The 16,692-nt window shown below is 47.2% G+C and carries 16 protein-coding genes; 1 reads left to right on the top strand and 15 read right to left on the bottom strand.

Features of this window, described 5'->3' with window-relative positions; translation table 11 throughout:
* Nucleotides 1-195: 195 nt before the first annotated feature.
* The 12 genes from FS818_RS27035 to pth all read right to left on the bottom strand — a co-directional run bounded on the left by FS818_RS27035 (nucleotide 196) and on the right by pth (nucleotide 13,008).
* Nucleotides 196-531 (bottom strand): septum formation initiator family protein, encoded by a 336-nt coding sequence (locus tag FS818_RS27035; RefSeq protein WP_145336394.1) that lies wholly within the window; start codon nucleotides 529-531, stop codon nucleotides 196-198.
* On the bottom strand, nucleotides 524-1,117 hold the full coding sequence (gene yabQ, locus FS818_RS27030; RefSeq protein WP_145336392.1) for a spore cortex biosynthesis protein YabQ: 594 nt from the start codon (nucleotides 1,115-1,117) through the stop codon (nucleotides 524-526). Before yabQ ends, FS818_RS27035 begins: the two co-directional genes overlap by 8 nt.
* Nucleotides 1,114-1,398 carry a sporulation protein YabP gene (yabP, locus tag FS818_RS27025; protein ID WP_090924619.1) on the bottom strand — a complete coding sequence of 95 codons (285 nt, stop codon included), beginning with the start codon at nucleotides 1,396-1,398 and terminating at the stop codon, nucleotides 1,114-1,116. The genes yabQ and yabP overlap by 4 nt, the downstream gene beginning before the upstream one ends.
* Before the next feature lie 168 nt (nucleotides 1,399-1,566).
* Complete coding sequence (locus FS818_RS27020; RefSeq protein WP_090924618.1) at nucleotides 1,567-1,845, bottom strand: RNA-binding S4 domain-containing protein; 279 nt, start codon at nucleotides 1,843-1,845, stop codon at nucleotides 1,567-1,569.
* Entirely contained in the window at nucleotides 1,845-2,117 is a 273-nt protein-coding gene (locus tag FS818_RS27015) for an HU family DNA-binding protein (RefSeq protein ID WP_090924617.1), read from the bottom strand. The genes FS818_RS27020 and FS818_RS27015 overlap by 1 nt, the downstream gene beginning before the upstream one ends.
* Nucleotides 2,118-2,421: 304 nt before the next feature.
* Nucleotides 2,422-3,915, bottom strand: coding sequence for a bifunctional methyltransferase/pyrophosphohydrolase YabN (gene yabN, locus FS818_RS27010; RefSeq protein WP_145336390.1), 1,494 nt, complete (start codon nucleotides 3,913-3,915; stop codon nucleotides 2,422-2,424).
* Nucleotides 3,916-4,221: 306 nt separating this feature from the next.
* Nucleotides 4,222-5,997: a putative polysaccharide biosynthesis protein gene (locus FS818_RS27005; RefSeq protein WP_145336440.1), complete on the bottom strand. Its 1,776-nt coding sequence runs from the start codon at nucleotides 5,995-5,997 to the stop codon at nucleotides 4,222-4,224.
* A 224-nt stretch (nucleotides 5,998-6,221) separates the two neighbouring features.
* Nucleotides 6,222-6,764 carry a stage V sporulation protein T gene (spoVT, locus tag FS818_RS27000; protein WP_090924614.1) on the bottom strand — a complete coding sequence of 181 codons (543 nt, stop codon included), beginning with the start codon at nucleotides 6,762-6,764 and terminating at the stop codon, nucleotides 6,222-6,224.
* A gap of 345 nt (nucleotides 6,765-7,109) precedes the next feature.
* Nucleotides 7,110-8,255 (bottom strand): peptidylprolyl isomerase, encoded by a 1,146-nt coding sequence (locus FS818_RS26995; RefSeq protein WP_145336388.1) that lies wholly within the window; start codon nucleotides 8,253-8,255, stop codon nucleotides 7,110-7,112.
* Nucleotides 8,239-11,766 carry a transcription-repair coupling factor gene (gene mfd / locus FS818_RS26990; protein ID WP_145336386.1) on the bottom strand — a complete coding sequence of 1,176 codons (3,528 nt, stop codon included), beginning with the start codon at nucleotides 11,764-11,766 and terminating at the stop codon, nucleotides 8,239-8,241. The genes FS818_RS26995 and mfd overlap by 17 nt, the downstream gene beginning before the upstream one ends.
* 341 nt (nucleotides 11,767-12,107) lie before the next feature.
* Nucleotides 12,108-12,338 (bottom strand): anti-sigma-F factor Fin, encoded by a 231-nt coding sequence (locus FS818_RS26985; RefSeq protein WP_090924611.1) that lies wholly within the window; start codon nucleotides 12,336-12,338, stop codon nucleotides 12,108-12,110.
* Between the two features lie 109 nt (nucleotides 12,339-12,447).
* Complete coding sequence (pth, locus tag FS818_RS26980; protein WP_145336384.1) at nucleotides 12,448-13,008, bottom strand: aminoacyl-tRNA hydrolase; 561 nt, start codon at nucleotides 13,006-13,008, stop codon at nucleotides 12,448-12,450.
* A 116-nt stretch (nucleotides 13,009-13,124) separates the two neighbouring features.
* On the opposite strand from pth, the gene FS818_RS26975 reads away from it, so the two are divergent.
* A complete protein-coding gene (locus FS818_RS26975) occupies nucleotides 13,125-13,325 on the top strand; it encodes a hypothetical protein (protein WP_090924609.1) in 201 nt (66 codons plus the stop codon).
* Between the two features lie 104 nt (nucleotides 13,326-13,429).
* Here FS818_RS26975 and FS818_RS26970 read toward each other — a convergent pair whose 3' ends face one another.
* The 3 genes from FS818_RS26970 to spoVG form a co-directional block, all read right to left on the bottom strand.
* Complete coding sequence (locus FS818_RS26970; RefSeq protein WP_017691370.1) at nucleotides 13,430-14,383, bottom strand: ribose-phosphate diphosphokinase; 954 nt, start codon at nucleotides 14,381-14,383, stop codon at nucleotides 13,430-13,432.
* Between the two features lie 99 nt (nucleotides 14,384-14,482).
* Entirely contained in the window at nucleotides 14,483-15,874 is a 1,392-nt protein-coding gene (gene glmU, locus FS818_RS26965) for a bifunctional UDP-N-acetylglucosamine diphosphorylase/glucosamine-1-phosphate N-acetyltransferase GlmU (RefSeq protein ID WP_397351828.1), read from the bottom strand.
* Between the two features lie 354 nt (nucleotides 15,875-16,228).
* Nucleotides 16,229-16,513, bottom strand: a complete 285-nt coding sequence (spoVG, locus tag FS818_RS26960; RefSeq protein ID WP_017691372.1) for a septation regulator SpoVG — start codon at nucleotides 16,511-16,513, stop codon at nucleotides 16,229-16,231.
* Nucleotides 16,514-16,692: the final 179 nt, after the last annotated feature.

The raw sequence follows: 16,692 nt of genomic DNA, 5'->3' as shown, positions 1-16,692 counted from the left end.
ATAAAATGATCCTCCCTTAAAAATATACAACCCGATTTTTTGATTGCCAAAATCATGCTGTGCTAAATGTAATTATACCTTATGCCATAAACCAAGGTCAACTGAGCACTACCCCATTGTAAAGCCTATTTTTTCCGGTTTACGCGCATCAGACTCATGGAAAACAAACCTTGCTCAGCAAAAGACTGGATTCCATCAGTTCCCTGACCCTTCGACCTGAATTGGTGTTTCTTCAGGAAGATAGTATCCTTTTTTCCGTGCCAGCTGTCCTATGTATTCAGGGTCCTTCAACCGACTGACCTCATACTTCAGCTGCTCGAGCTGTTTCTGCGTATCCTGCTGCGAAGTTTGCTGTGTGGCCAAGTAATCACTCTTGTCCGAAATTTGCGCATTCTGTACAAGAAACGTATATCCTGCCCAGATCGCAAACACAGCAACAAATGTTAACCAAAGCATCAGACGCCTTCGTGCACCAGCAGACTTTCCCTGATTAGCTGGGCTCTTCTTACTACCCACAGGTGCTCTACTCATTCCCCGGACGACCTCCTTGAAACCAGCGTTTCCATATCGCTGCAATTCTTGTACCCGCTTGGATCATCCACCCAGGCGTTACCCAATATCTCAGTAGCGGCCTAAACATCCAGCGGAACAATTTGCCGAAAGGGATTAAACATTGCAGCACCACCTTGCCCAGGAATAGCAGGATCGCGATGACGAAACCAAATAATACGCGAACCAATCTGTATATTCCCTTCGCTGGCACAACAATCAGGATGTTAAGGATATGTCCACACCACTGGATGAGTGTTCTCGCGAGTTTAATTAACATTACCACAAAACGCTGGGTTGTAACACTTAAAAGCCAAAAATAGAAGCAAACTCCGATAATCAGCCCCAAAAAGACATAAAACCGCAACTGTCCGTGGTTTCCGGCATACAACATCCGGAAAACGAACAGTGCGGAAGCGACCCAATACAGCAGGTCTAACGTATGGATGCTCCACCTTGGAAATCGCAGCTGTCCTGACAGTACCCGGTAACTGTCATAAGCTACACCCATCACAACTCCCGATAACAGCATCCATGTCAGTGTGATCCACTGCGCATCCAGAATCATCGGAACATCTTGCCAAACAGGCCTTTACTGTTTTTGGACTGGGAACCGGGATCGAGATACTGAAGTGAACTAACCGTACCCTCAATGGATAAAAGACCTTCCTCCAGGCTCAGGTTTTTGATATGTAAATTGTGCCCCCGGATCGTCAGATGCCCAAGTTCGGTCTGCAGCAAAAACTCCTCACTGTCAAAGCTCTCCACATTCGAAACCCCTGTTAGATCCAGCAGTTTCCTGTTTTGCATGTTTAGATAGTGTTGTTTAGCTTTTCCGTGCTCAGCCATGGCATGTACCCCTCCTTCTTTAGTACATAGCTTATGGATGAGAAACCCGGATTAGAACTCCTGTCTCTTTGATCTTTCCATTTGTCTCTGGGAAAAACATAAAAGCGTTCTCCCTTTAATAGGAGAACGCTTCATTTAAATGATCTAAAGATGTATCAGAAATCCCTGTTACCAATCCATCCCGTTATCCTTGGCAATCGGCTCTTCCTTAACCAAGGTATAGAGGCTGCTTGCCTCATCCTTCTTGGTACTCTCAGCAAGACGCTCCACCTTCACGGTGACTAGCTTCTGACCGAACTGAACCGTCAGCTCATCGCCTACCTTTACAGCAGCGCTGGGCTTGGCTTCCCGTCCATTTACAAGAACACGTCCCTGTTCAGAAACGTCCTTGGCTACAGTACGGCGTTTGATCAACCGAGATACCTTCAGGAATTTATCAAGACGCATTATTTTACAGCTTCTTTAAGTTTGTTACCTGCTTTGAATGCAGGAACAGTGGACTCAGGAATCACAATCTCATTCCCTGTTTGTGGGTTACGTCCCGTACGACCAGAACGTTTGCGGGTCTCAAAAGTGCCAAAGCCGATCAATTGTACTTTGTCTCCGCTGGCAAGTGCATCTGTAATTTCTCCTAAAAAGCCGTTCAATACGGACTCGACATCTTTCTTTGTCAAACCGCTTTTGTTTGAAATGTTGTTGATCAGGTCTGTTTTGTTCATGTTAAAAGCCTCCCAAATTAAAAAAAAAGTATCTGCGAGCCTTGGCTGTTTTAGAATAACCAAGTTGATTCTCGCACGGTTACTACACATGTATTCTGGCTTTCATGCTAAATTCCTGCCTTGACCAACGACTTTTTTTAACTTATGCCGTTGCATGACAGAGAATCATCTTAGTCCAGTACCCGATATGATGTCTCTTCAAACACCAGACTCAATATAATGCTGAACACATGTTCGTATCATCATAACACACTGCCGAGCCTGATGGAATACGGTGTCTGGGTATTTTTACACATCAGTAAAATCAAAGCCCGGCCTTCTTTGCCTGTTGCCAGAACCGTTCCATCTCTTCTACCGTACTTTCCGCAGGTGTTTTGCCCTGTTCACGCAACCGATCCTCAATGTACTGAAACCTTGCCACAAACTTGCGGTTCGTGGCGGCAAGAGCCTCCTCCGGATCTGTATCAATGAAACGTGCCACATTCGCCGTGGCAAATAACACATCACCGAGTTCCAGCTTGCGTGCTTCTGCATCGTGCCCTTGTTGTACCGCTTCTCTGAGTTCAGCCAGTTCTTCTTCGATCTTGGCAAAAACGCCCTCCACATCATCCCAGTCAAAGCCAACCTTCGCGGCTTTCTTCTGGAGCTTATATCCTTTCATAAGTGCAGGCAGATCACGGGGGATACCGTCTAGTACAGAACCTTTTTCTACGTCCTGGCCTTTACGTTTTTTCTCCTCTGCCTTCATCTGTTCCCAGTTTTGCAGGGCTTCATTCGCGTCTTCCGCTTGATTATCACCAAATACGTGCGGATGGCGGAAAATCAACTTGTCATTAAGTCCTTCTATAACGTCATACACGTTGAATGTGCCAACCTCTTCCTCCATCTGAGAATGCAACATAATTTGCAACAACAGATCACCCAGTTCTTCTTTCATGTGATCCGGGTCATCCTCATCGATCGTTTCAATCACTTCGTATGTCTCTTCAATCAGGTTTTTACGAATAGACTGATGTGTCTGCTCCTGATCCCATGGGCAGCCACCCGGACTGCGGAGAATGTTTACGATCTCGTGCAATCGCGCGAAAGAACGGCGACGTAATGCATCATCTGTATTTTTCGGCACATAGATCAGCGACAGGTTACCATATCCGGGGGTACGATCCAACTCATGCAGGGGTACCTTATGAATGACTTCCTGATCTTGTACGCCAAGTGCATGGCCCACAAACACCGGATAATCATCCGGGTATACTTCCATTAGACATAGCTTCACATCGGATGCAGTAAAACCATCATAGACTTGTCCAATCAACGTATGTAGCTGGGGTTGTATCAGTTCGGGACTCAGGCTACTGGCATCGAGCAGTTGAAAGCCTTCAATAGGGTCGAATCCCAGTCGGATAAAGGCTTCATCCAGGAAACTTTCTCCGCCCATAATGCGTAACGAGATGCCCTGCTGCGGACAACGTTCCTTCAAAAGCCGTACACTGGCTTCGGCTACCATTGGGTGGCCTGGTACGGCATAGACAATCTCGGCACCTGCATCCCCGTTACGAGCCGCCTCGATCAATTGGTTCGCAATCTCATCATATACTTCCGGGAAGGAGGATTTGGACTCATAGATCGTGTCAAACGACGTCATCTCTAGCCCTTCCTGCTGTAAATCATTCAACACTGGATGATCCAGTGTGCGTACATATAAAGTGGCTGCATGTTTCATTTTTTTAATGATCCCTAATGTCAGTTGGTCTGCATCTCCAGATCCTAAACCCACTACTGTCAAAGCTGCACTCATTACACTTAACCTCCATCCGAACCATCCTGCTTTTCCGGGCTACCTCTAACTCATGTAACATTTCAATGTGCGCATGAGCATCTCTCTTTTTTATCTGAACAGGATGGCGCTCAATAATTAAACGTATTATACCAGAATCTGTCGATATCCTATAATTGCATCTGCGTGGCTGCTTCATGCTGTTCAGTCGCACTGGCCCTCCATTAACTTGTAAGGTTGCCAGACAGACTGTAAAGGTACCCACAAGCGCAGCGGTACCATAAGCATGCGTAGCAGCATCTATACACCGTAGCAACTGTGATTTGGCTAGCGCAGTACACGCAGTCTGCGCAACAGCTTCGCCAGACGCGGCCCCAGCTTCGGCAAGGCCGCCAGCTCTGCGGCGGTCAGTAACCCTGTCCGAGCCGCGACGAGCACGAACACGGCTGCGCCTGCGGCAATGCCCAGCAGGCTCACGCCCATCGCAGCCAGCCGGTGCGTGGCTGCGATGCCCAAGCCGCCGAGCACTGCTTCGGCGGCCCAGGCCATGCCTAGCGCCGCCAGGCTCATGGCGGCGATCACCAGCGCCGGCTTCGCCAGGACGGCGCCAGGGGCAGGGCGCATGGCGGTGAGCCGCGCCAGAAGCGCCACATTCAGGCCAGCCGCCAGCATGTAGGCGGCTGCACCTGCAAGTGCCGCGCCGCTGATGCCCAGCGCCGGCACAAGTATGACGTTCAGCAGCACCTTGACGCCTGCGGCGGCCAGCATGCTGAACGCAGGAGCACGCACGGCGCCGAGGCCTTGCAGCAGCGCAGCCGCGATGATGCTGACGGTGCTGCCTGCAGCCGTCAGCGCCATATACCGCAATGCTTCGGTGCCTGCGGCATCCCCGTACAGCATGCGGTTAATCGGATCTGCCAGCACCGCAAGACCTGCGGATGCCGCCAGACCGATCAGCCAGAACCAGCGCAGCGCCAAGCCTGCTTGCTGTCTGACGGCTTCTGGCCCGCCCTTGAGACGCGCTTCGGCCATCGCCGGAATAAACAGCACCGAGAGTGACGTGGCAAGCATCGTCACCAGCTGCACCAGCGGCAGTCCGCGGTTGTAGATGCCAAAGGACACCATCGTTTGCACGTCGTCCAGCCCTTCACCGCGTAGCAGACGCGGAACGGTAAAGGTGTCCACCAGATTCATCAGGGGCACTGCCAGTGATCCAAGACAAACCGGAATGGCATAGATAAGCAAAGTACGTATCCATTCGGCATTTGAGCGTCTGATCACACGAGCTTGACCGCTTCTTCCAACTACCGCAACGTCATGTTCCACTGCTCCGGTATTTGAGCGTTCTCGGGAAGCATTCGCGGACAGTCTAGTCTGACTAATCTCCCTCGGTTGCTCCAATTCCGCATAAAACACTTCTGAATCCAAAGACTTTTCACATAATGCCTGCTCTTTCCGCCGATGTCTATATACGAATCCCAACATGACGATAAGCCCCGCACATCCTCCGGCTACCGAGCCTAACATTGCCCCTGAAGCAACTGTTTCAAGCGAAGCATCCTGTCGAATCAGCCACAATAACACCACAATCATGACCGTTACCCGCACCGTCTGTTCGACCACCTGAGATACAGCTGTAGGCACCATCTGTTGCATCCCTTGGAAGTATCCACGTAAACCTGTCATCAGCGGAACACATAACAAGGCTAAGGATGCCGCACGGATGGAAGGAATCACATGCTGATTTCCAATCAGACCTGCGATCCAAGGTGCACTTCCATACATCACCACCGCGGTAACCATGCCTAATCCGCCGAGCAGCATCGAAGATAATCGTATAATCCTTCGGCTCTCGTCTGGTCTGCCAAGGGTGTTCTGTTCAGCTACGAATTTGGATACAGCCAAAGGCAATCCAGCCGCAGCCAGCGTAATAATGAGCATATATAACGGATAGACCGTGTTGTAGATACCGAAGACACCGTCTCCCCCCAGATTTTGAAGGGGTATCTTTTGAAAAGCACCAATGATTTTGGAGATAATGGCGGCAAGACCCAGGATAAAAGCACCCTGTAGCAGCCTTGTTCCTGAAGATGGCTGTTTTATCAATTTCCCGTTTCCTTCCATGTGTATTCTGGCCTTCAAACGAAGCATAAGGCTTCCTTTGCTATTATACCTGCCAGAAGGCACACAATACGAACATCCTCTGATCATCAACTTGTGATCAGATGTCGTCGGAGTACTTGTGTAAACACTTATAGTTCATCTTATATGCAAAAAGCAAAAACTCCCGTATGCCCGGTTCAGGCTCACAGGAGTCCATCTGCTATCTATTGTTCCATTTGTTTGCCGAGGAAGCCTGCAGCCGTCTCAGCCATTTTAGTTTCCATCTGAGACATCTTCACGGATTCATCCTTGTTGAACAGGATAACGGTTCCGATGGGATCACCACCAGAGATAATTGGCGCGATAACAAAAGAGGATAACGTCTCGTCATGATCTTTGCTAAGCTCATAAGTACCATTGGTTGCTTCCATAATTGTCTTACGGTTTTCCATGCAACTCTCCACAAGGCTGCCAACCTGTTTATCCAAATACTCTTTCTTGGAGCCGCCTGCCACCGTGATAATGGTATCGCGGTCAGAAATCATCGTAACGTGACCTGTACTCTCATACAGCGATTCTGCATATTCTTTGGCAAAATCACCAAGTTCGCCAATGGGCGAATATTTCTTAAGAATAACTTCTCCATCCCGATCCACAAAAATCTCAAGCGGATCTCCCTCACGAATACGTAACGTACGACGGATTTCTTTAGGAATGACCACACGACCCAGGTCATCTATACGGCGGACAATACCAGTAGCTTTCATTTACATGTTGCCCCACTTTCTCGAGAAGATTTTTCAACTACTGTTCCTTAATGGGTAGAGGAAAGTCCCAGAACGTTTAGTGTGATTTCTTGACCATAGTATTCATCTGTTCCCATATCCTTATACATGCTTTGCGGAATATCCTGAATTAACTTTTTTATAAAGTGACAAAAATTGTCTCTCTACTCGTTTACGCTCCATGTAAACAAAAAAAACGAAGCAACAGAAAGAACCGTGGTCCTCCCGTGCTTCGTTATAGGTTGTCCATGTTACAGTGAGTATAACCCGTTTCAGCACGCTTCTTAGGCTTCCCTGAGACGTATGTTACAATCGCTGTAAATCAAACTATTTACTGCTTGTACCTTCTTCGGTTTTTGCATCTTTGTCTGTTCCTGTTGTACCTTGATCGGTTTTCGCATCCGTACCTTTAGAATCGGTTTTTGATTCATCTGTTTTCGTGCCTTCTGTACCAGTACCTGTCGTACCTTCAGTAGTGCCTTCCTCTTTTTTCTCCGTCTTAGGAAGTTTCACTTCTTTAACGATTTTGTCCAGCTCTTTTTGCATAAACGTATCGATCTCTGCAGCAGCCAGTTGGCTTTTCAATGTTTCTTTTTGTTCCGCTGTCAACTTGGAGAAGTCCGCTTCTGTGCGAGCTTCCACTTTCATAACGTGGTAACCGTACTCTGTTTCAACAGGATCACTGATTTTATTCAATGGCAGTGTTTTAGCAGCTTCTTTGAAAGCTTCTACCCAAGTTGAAACAGGTGTATCTTTATACAATCCACCATCAGGTACAGACCTAGTGTCATCTGAATATTTTTTCACGATTTCAGCAAAATCAGTTCCGCCTTCAAGTTTCGCTTTTACTTCTTTCGCTAACTTCAATGCATCTTCTTTCTTACGTTCTTTCTGTGTTTTTGAATCCGTGAATCCGATCAATACGTGACGTACAGAAGCGGTTGTGAACTGATCCTTGTTTTTCTCAAACTCTGCCTTGATCGCATCTTCGGTTACGCCTGTTTCTTTATCTTTGATTACTGTCATGATCCGAGTCATGTAGTCTTTAATATTCTGGTCTGTTAAATTTTGAGCTTTCAACATCTCAGTCCATTGCTCTTCCTTCACGGAAGCCTTCATTTTGTCGAATTGTTCGGATGCTGTTTTGGCTCCGGCCGTTTTGGCTTCTTCACTTGCTTTGCCACTCAAATATTCATAAGCAATCTCTTGCTTCACCAAGTATTCCTTAAAATCATCCATATCCATCATCTGTGCATACTCTGGATAGAGGAATTTCATAACACGTTGTTCCATGTCGAATTCATTCGCTGTAATTGTGCCACCATCATACGTAGCTACAACAGCGCTGTTATCTGTCGATTCTGGTGCTTTTGCTTCTTCCTTCTTGCCACATGCGGCAAGCAAGGACAGGGACAGTACTGCTACCAAACTTACGGACAGCACTTTTCCCACTTTTTTATACTTTGCTAACATCTTTTAGTTCCCCCTTTGATTTAAAAGCAGTCTTCATGGACTCCAGAAACTTTTCTACCAGCTCCATCAGTTGCTTATCCCCAAGACCCTTGCCTTTGACATGAATCAGCATATGGGGTCCTTGTTCAAATTGTACACGTCTTTCGAACTGATTTCCAATGTGCGCGATTTTTGACAGCTCGAAGGCATGTTCACGTCCTTCATAAAACTTGACCGTGAGATCATCTCCACGCTGCGTGATGGACTCAATACCGTAGATTTTGCCATATACTTTGAGGCGGGCCACCGCCATCAGATTAATGACAGCTTCCGGTAAATCACCGAAGCGGTCAACCAGTTCGTCCTCCAGTTCCATTGCATCGTCGAAGGAAGCAATAACTGCGACCTTTTTATAGATCTCAATCTTCTGAATACTGTCATAAATATAATCCGATGGCAAGTAGGCATCGATACTGAGATCTAGCGTTGTATTCCACTGATCGGAAGGAACAGGCTCTTCGCCCAGCATGGTAACTTTACGTTTGTTGATCTCTTCCGCCAGCATCTGTGAGTACAGATCGAACCCGACGGAGGCGATAAAGCCATGTTGCTCTGCTCCAAGCAAGTTACCGGCCCCGCGGATGGACAAGTCTCGCATCGCGATTTTGAACCCCGAACCAAGCTCTGTGAACTCCTTGATCGATTGCAGACGCTTCTCGGCAACTTCGGTAAGCACTTTGTCCCGCTGGTACGTGAAATACGCATAGGCAATCCGGTTAGACCGTCCTACCCTTCCACGCAACTGATACAGCTGGGAAAGTCCCATTTTGTCTGCATCATGCACAATTAGTGTATTTACATTTGGAATGTCCACACCTGTTTCAATGATACTTGTGCTCACGAGTACATCATACTCTCCGTCCAGGAAGTCGAGAATCGTCTTCTCCAGCTCGGTTTCAGTCATCTGTCCATGTCCAACGCCCACTTTGGCTTCTGGTACCAGATCCGAGATTTCAGCAGCCATTTCCTGAATGCCTTGTACCCGGTTGTAGAGATAATATACCTGACCACCACGCGCCAATTCACGCTCAATCGCTTCACGAACAAGCGCCTGACTATGTTCTACCACGTAAGTCTGAACCGGGAAACGGTTCTCTGGCGGTGTCTCAATAACGGACAAGTCACGTACACCCAACATGGACATGTGTAAAGTACGCGGAATCGGGGTTGCCGTTAGGGTCAACACGTCCACGTTTGTTTTGAGCTTCTTGAGCTTCTCCTTGTGTGTTACACCAAAACGTTGCTCCTCATCGACAATAAGCAATCCCAGATCTTTAAATACCAGATCCTGTGACAGCAAACGATGCGTACCGATAACAATGTCTATTGTACCGGCTTTGATACCTTTGGCCGTCTCATTCTGTTCCTTGCGGGAACGGAACCGGCTAAGGACATGAATATTGAACGGATAACCGGAGAAACGCTCACGGAACGTTTCATAGTGTTGCTGAGCCAAAATTGTGGTCGGAACCAGTACCGCCACCTGTTTGCCCTCGATTGCAGCTTTAAATGCAGCCCGAATCGCAACTTCAGTTTTCCCGTAACCAACGTCTCCACACAATAAACGATCCATGGGACGGTTTTGTTCCATATCTTTTTTGATTTCTTCAATCGCGCGCATCTGATCCCGTGTCTCGTCGTAAGGGAACATGTCTTCGAATTCCTGCTGCTCTGCCGAATCCTTGTCGAACCCATAGCCTTTAGATGTTTGACGTTCTGCGTACAGCTTGATCAGATCATCGGCGATATCCTGAACGGATGAACGAACCTTATTTTTAACCCGTGTCCACTCGTTACCGCCCAGCTTGTATATTTTCGGCTCCTTCTCTTCGGAACCCACGTATTTCTGAATGAGATCAATCTGTTCAATCGGAACAGACAATTTGTCGCCGCCTGCATACAGAATGTGCATGTAGTCTTTGTGAATACCGGCAACTTCAAGCGTACCAATACCCAGGTATTTACCAATCCCGTGATTTTGGTGAACGACATAATCGCCCACTTTCAGCTCGCTATAGGACTTGATCCGCTCGGCATTATCGATGTTTCGAACCGGTTTACGAGCTTTACGCTGCTTCTGCGAAAACATCTCGCCTTCCGTAATGACCGCCAAATGAATGGACGGCATCTCGAAACCGGTTTGCAAGTTCCCATTCAGCATCTCTGGCTCAGGGATGTCGTAATCCTGCAACACCCGGCGCATCCGGTCCATCCGCTCCTCGCCATTAGCCAGCATCAGCACCTGCACGCCCGCCTTCTGCCAGCGTTCCATCTCCGCCTTCAGCACGTTCATCTGTCCGTGGAAATCCTGCATGCCCCGGCTGATAAAGTTCAGAATATTCTGTGGCTGGGTATGCGGAACCTGACGCAAAAAGATCGACATAAAGATAGTCTGGAATGGACGCTCATAGAGCAAATCATCCCCATCTGCCGATAACGGCAGGTCCGGCAAGGTTTTGCCATTTTGCATCAGATGCAAGTTCCACTCCGATTCGTCTCTATCGAGTTGTTTCGAGGTTTCCGACAATCTTGCCGGCTCATCCATCACCAGAATGGTATCCTCCGGCATATAGTCATAAATCGTTTTATTCTCAGGATAAAGCGGGGAGATGTATTTGTACATTTCCGAAAAATAGACATGCTGACGCAGCAACTCAATCTCCCGATGCATCTCTTCCCGAAGGCGCAACTTTGCCTGGCGATCCGTCATTTTCTCCAACTGCTGTTCAAGCAAGATGGCCGCCGTATCCGCTGCCTTCCCCATACGTTCCCGATCAGCGATTAATTCTTTACATGGCAAAACAGTAATTTCCTCTATCCGTTCAATGGAGCGCTGATCCGCAGGGTCAAATGTACGAATGGAATCGATTTCGTCGTCAAATAACTCCACCCGATATGCAATCGATGAAGTCACTGGATAGAAGTCGATAATGCCTCCACGTACACTCATCTCTCCGCGAGATTCAACTCGCTCTACCCGTTCATATCCAAGCGTTACCATCTCAAGCAAGAACGAATCCAGTTGAAGCGTGCTGCCTTGCTTAAGCTGGATATGTGCATTTGCCATGACTTCCGGCAGTGGAACATAACGTCTTACCCCTGAAAAAGGAATGACAACAATGCCCCTGAAACCCTGAGCGCAACGGACCAATACTTCTATGCGCTGAGCGAGTGTTTCCGGACTAGATACCGCCGCCTCAGCAGCAACAAGTTCATTCGCAGGATAGATCAACACCTGATCTGATGAAAGCGCTTCCTGCAAATCTTCCGCTATTTTTTGTGCAGCAAACATATTATGTGTCACGACGAGCAATGGTCGATTCATCTCTTGGTGTAGCGTAGCCAGCATAATCTGACGAGCCGAACCGGATAGGCCCGAAACCAATTGCTCCTTCATGCCGGATTTAACCCCGGCTGTAATGGACGCAAAGTCCGGATCTTTGGAAAAAGCCTGTATGAGTGCTTGTAACAAAAGGGGCACCTCTCTTATAACTTTCTTGATTATAGAATATTGCACATATGATGTGCAGCATCTTCGGTCATTGGAATCTTTAAAAACTGGATACTTATTCCTTTTTGTCCTGTTTCATCATAAAGGATTACTCTAAACATTTCCACATCTGTTCCTACAGGACCACTCTGAATTCTATTACAAAGTTGAATACACCATGGATTCTGTTCCAACTGAAAAGAAGCCTCAGCAGGCTGCCAAGGCTATAAAAAGGACAAACCGCTGTAACCGCGGTCATCCTCTCTGTCATTTTTCAACATTTATCCATTCAATAGCATGAATTAAATCCCTACAGGCAATAGCTACTGGAGCGGATTTGCAAGCAGGCTCAGCTCGGGGTTGTGTTCCAGCGCTTCCTTACAATAATCGCATGTAATTCGAACGGTAACATCACCACCGGAATTATACGCTATTATATCCCTCCGCTCGTCGGGGGTCAAGAAATGAAAACCGAGCTGTGCTTCCGTAATTTTAGCCGAATCAATCTGGCCTATAAAGGTACGGCAATGCCGACATACATAATTCACTGACATAATTATGCCTCCTGAACATGGTTTATACATCCAGTATGCCCAGGTTGTCCGAATCAAAGTCGTCGCTTTAATCTTTTTTCCAGTGTAGCTTCCATTTTACTCGAATGCATCAGCCGTTGAATTTCGCCATCGTTTGCTCAAACGTATTCGTCAAACTATATTCCAGCGCATCACATGTTTGCTCAATCGTCTGCTCCAGCGCTTCTTTTTCTTTCTTCATGAACGTTGACAGTACGTAATCTACAATGGCATGTCCTGGATCAGGCCTTGATATACCCATACGAACCCGATTAAACTGCTGTGTACCTGTGTGCTGAATGATGGACTTGATTCCATTATGTCCACCGGCACTGCCCTGATAACGTAATCGCACCTTGCCGATTTCTGTATCCATATCGTCGTATACGACGATTAGATCTTCCAGACTCACTTTATAAAAATCCATGTAAGCTCGTACCGATTCACCCGAAAGGTTCATATAGGTCATCGGTTTGATTAGCACCGTCTTGACGCCGCCAATGTTGCCTTCTCCGATCAGTGCTTTACACTTGTTCTGTGTAATCGAAATGTTATGGCGATCTGCCAATCGATCCAGTGCCATAAAACCGATATTATGCCGGGTTTTGGCATAGTTTGAACCTGGATTTCCAAGTCCGACAATCCACTTCATCTTGTTCCCTCCTTCGAGCATCCATTAGGTGAAGCATGGACTTCGAATGTTATATTTCATATAATATCAGGAAAGTACGTATTGAACATTTATCCACCTAGGAAGGTGAGCGGGTTTTGCGCGAAGATAACGGACAACTGACTCAACATAGTGACTTTATTTATCATCTGGAACATCACGTGCCTGTGCAAGTGTACGACCGTGACACCCATATCGAGATTGGTGTGATTACCCGTTTTGATAGTCAATTTGTCGAAATTGCCGATACACTCTTTCACAGACGCCGTTTCCGTTTTATTTCCCGCCCGGGATATTAATGCGCCAGGCGGTTTTTTATCACATTAAAAACGGCACGCCGACAGGGGTTACATTTTCCGTTCAACCGGAAGACGTAACCCCTCTACTACTTTATGCAGACATCCTATTCAATTTCAAACAGCTTGCTGATTGACAATTCCTCATGAACCCGGATGATCGCTTCCCCAAGCAATGGTGCTACAGAAAGCACTTTAAGCTTGCTTGTTGGATTTGCATGTGTAATCGGAATTGTATCCGTTACGATGACTTCCTTCAGCGGCGCATTTTCCAAACGTTCCATCGCAGGGCCAGACAATACCGGGTGAGTACAGCATGCATATACTTCCTTCACGCCGCCTTCCATCAGAGCATTCGCTCCCAGTACAATTGTTCCGGCAGTATCAATGATGTCATCTATCAGAATCGCTGTTTTGCCTTCGATATTACCGATAATATTCATAACTTCGCTGACGTTCGGCTCAGGACGACGTTTGTCGATAATCGCAAGTGGCGCATTCAGGAAATCAGCCAATTTGCGCGCACGAACCACACCACCGTGGTCAGGCGACACCACAACCGGGTTTTCAATCTGTTTCGAGCGGAAATATTGAGCCAGAATCGGCACGCCCAGCAGATGATCGACCGGAATGTCGAAGAATCCCTGAATCTGCATCGCATGCAGATCCATTGCGATTACACGTGTTGCGCCTGCTTTTTCAATCAGGTTGGCAACCAGCTTGGCTGTAATCGGGTCACGTGAACGTGCTTTGCGATCTTGGCGTGCATAGCCATAATACGGAATAACTACGTTGATTGTTTTGGCCGATGCACGTTTCAATGCATCAATCATGACCAGCATTTCCATCAGATTGTCATTAACCGGCAAGCAAGTCGACTGCACGATATATACGTGGCAACCACGAACACTCTCGGAGAGTTTCACTTGAATCTCGCCATCACTAAAGCTGGTTGTATGAGATTCACCCATAGGAATCCCGATATAATCAGCAATTTGATGAGCAAGCTTGGGGTTAGAATTGCAAGTAAATATTTTTAATTTCGAGTCAAAATAAGTCATAAAATAAAAACCCTCCGTGCTGGTTCATTGGAATCTATAAGCGTCTGCGACATGTCGGCACCTCCCGGTTAACGGGAGGCAATTAGCTATCAAAACCCCTTATTCGGGTTTAGCGTTTTGTTTCTTGGCTTTCGCACGTCCGCGGATTTTTTCCGCGTAACCTGCTTTGTTTTCCTGACGTGGACGAGCAATCGCCAGATCATTCTCAGGAACGGATTGTGTCACGGTGGAACCTGCAACGACGTAAGCGCCTTTTCCAACCGTAATCGGTGCAATCAAATTGACATTGCTGCCTACAAAGGCATCATCCTCGATCTTGGTTACAGCCTTATTATATCCATCATAATTGACCGTTATTGCCCCGCATCCAACATTTACGTTCTTGCCTACCTGTGCATCCCCGATATAACTGAGATGTGACACTTTAGATCCTTCATCAATTGTAGCATTTTTCACTTCAACAAAGTCACCAATTTTTACGTTTCGACCTAACTTAGTGCCGGGACGCAGATTGGCAAAAGGACCTACGGTCGCATCAGGGCCAACTTCTGCCTTCGAAAGCACCGAATGTTTAATTGCGGCACCATCTTGTATGATGCTGTCTTCAATGTCTGCATGAGGACCGATATGACATGCCTCGCCAATCGAAGTAGTACCTTTAAGAACGGTTCCCGGATACAATACCGTATCTGATCCAATCGTAACATCTGCTCCGATATATGTCGATGACGGATCAATAATGGTTACACCGTTCAACATATGACGGACAGCCAGACGCTCGCGCATATAAGCTTCAGCCTGCGAAAGTGCAAGTCTGTCGTTTACTCCGATGGACTCCGCAATATCATCAGACATATAAGCCTCAACCACTTCACCTTCGCTCTTGAAAATGCCAACCACGTCTGTCAGATAATATTCACCTTGTGCGTTCTGGTTAGTCACCTTCTCCAGTGCGGCGAATAACTTCGCATTGTCAAAGCAGTACGTGCCCGTATTAATTTCCTTTACGGCATCTTCCTGCGGTGTGCAATCCTTTTGTTCCACGATTCGCTGTACAGAACCATCTTCCCCGCGGATCACGCGTCCATATCCCTTCGGTATATCGAGCTCAGCTGTGAGAACTGTAGCAGCTGCGCCGCTTTCCTCATGAAGCTTCATCAGACCTTCCAACGTTTCGCTGGTAACGAGAGGCGTGTCGCCACAAACTACAATCGTTGACCCATGTTCATTGCCGAGCAGGGATTTCACCTGTTTTACAGCATGCCCTGTTCCGAGCTGTTCCGCTTGAAGTGCGTACTCCGCTCTGGAACCTAAAAATGACTGCACCGCTTCGGCCCCATGTCCGACAACAACTACGCTGCGTTCAACGCCTGCGCGAAGTGCTGCATCCAGCACATGTCCAACCATCGGTTTACCGCATACGGGATGCAGTACTTTGTACAATTTGGATTTCATTCGTTTGCCCTGCCCTGCGGCAAGAACAATTGCCATGCGTTTCAAAATTAACGACCTCCTGTTCTGAAAATCCCATTGAATACCTTACACATTCATCTCCAATGAGAATCATTCAGCCGGCTTCAAGCCGGTCTTGTTCATCGCCTGCTGTCTCTGTAATCACGCGTAACAACAGATTCACGATCATGCCATGACCTCATATGTTACGCCGTGTACCCGCGAGCTTAACTGAATCCCAACGATTCCTAAGATGCCGCTCTGCAACCGAACGCAGGACGCGCTCCGGTTCTCTTTTGAATAAACTCAATACTGAATATATCTTATTCCGGTCAAAAAGAAAAGAGAGCCATAAGACATGGCTCTCTTTTCCTTCGAACCCCAATAATGTTCTCAGGCACCTTCTTCAATGACTTCTTCCTCAGTAGCTGCACGATCGTACTCAGTTAATACTGCTGCCTGAATCTTCTCGCGCGTACCAGAAGAGATCGGGTGGGCGATATCACGGAACTCTCCGTCAGGAGTCCGCTTGCTCGGCATTGCAACAAACATTCCGTTGTTACCATCGATGACACGAATGTCATGAACGACGAATTCGTTATCGATGGTAATGGATGCGATAGCTTTCATTCTCCCTTCCGAGTTAACGCGGCGGAGTCTGACATCCGTAATTTGCATGTGTGTGTTCACCACCTTTTTCCATCAGAACTTGGTGTATAATTCCACACAGCCTATACGAACTCCTTCTTTTCAAGACCATAAAAATATCCTAATTTCAGGAATTTTTTTATTTAATACACAATTCGACAACGTTAGTGCCAGGTCGATGGAAAAGAACCTTTCCCGACATGTAATTC

The sequence above is a fragment of the Paenibacillus xylanexedens genome (assembly GCF_007680605.1).
Classification (GTDB): Bacteria; Bacillota; Bacilli; order Paenibacillales; family Paenibacillaceae; genus Paenibacillus; species Paenibacillus xylanexedens_B.
The sequence above is the reverse complement of the archived record's forward strand: the minus strand, read 5'-3'. Positions and strand labels throughout refer to the sequence as shown.

Coding starts and splice junctions, on each gene's coding strand:
- yabN (WP_145336390.1), bottom strand. CDS start 3,915: ATGAGTGCAGCTTTGACAGTAGTGGGTTTAGGATCTGGAGATGCAGAC.
- yabP (WP_090924619.1), bottom strand. CDS start 1,398: ATGGCTGAGCACGGAAAAGCTAAACAACACTATCTAAACATGCAAAAC.
- FS818_RS26970 (WP_017691370.1), bottom strand. CDS start 14,383: ATGACTTATTTTGACTCGAAATTAAAAATATTTACTTGCAATTCTAAC.
- FS818_RS27015 (WP_090924617.1), bottom strand. CDS start 2,117: ATGAACAAAACAGACCTGATCAACAACATTTCAAACAAAAGCGGTTTG.
- yabQ (WP_145336392.1), bottom strand. CDS start 1,117: ATGATTCTGGATGCGCAGTGGATCACACTGACATGGATGCTGTTATCG.
- pth (WP_145336384.1), bottom strand. CDS start 13,008: ATGAAGTGGATTGTCGGACTTGGAAATCCAGGTTCAAACTATGCCAAA.
- FS818_RS27035 (WP_145336394.1), bottom strand. CDS start 531: ATGAGTAGAGCACCTGTGGGTAGTAAGAAGAGCCCAGCTAATCAGGGA.
- FS818_RS26995 (WP_145336388.1), bottom strand. CDS start 8,255: ATGTTAGCAAAGTATAAAAAAGTGGGAAAAGTGCTGTCCGTAAGTTTG.
- FS818_RS27020 (WP_090924618.1), bottom strand. CDS start 1,845: ATGCGTCTTGATAAATTCCTGAAGGTATCTCGGTTGATCAAACGCCGT.
- glmU (WP_397351828.1), bottom strand. CDS start 15,874: ATGGCAATTGTTCTTGCCGCAGGGCAGGGCAAACGAATGAAATCCAAA.
- FS818_RS26985 (WP_090924611.1), bottom strand. CDS start 12,338: ATGTCAGTGAATTATGTATGTCGGCATTGCCGTACCTTTATAGGCCAG.
- spoVG (WP_017691372.1), bottom strand. CDS start 16,513: ATGCAAATTACGGATGTCAGACTCCGCCGCGTTAACTCGGAAGGGAGA.
- spoVT (WP_090924614.1), bottom strand. CDS start 6,764: ATGAAAGCTACTGGTATTGTCCGCCGTATAGATGACCTGGGTCGTGTG.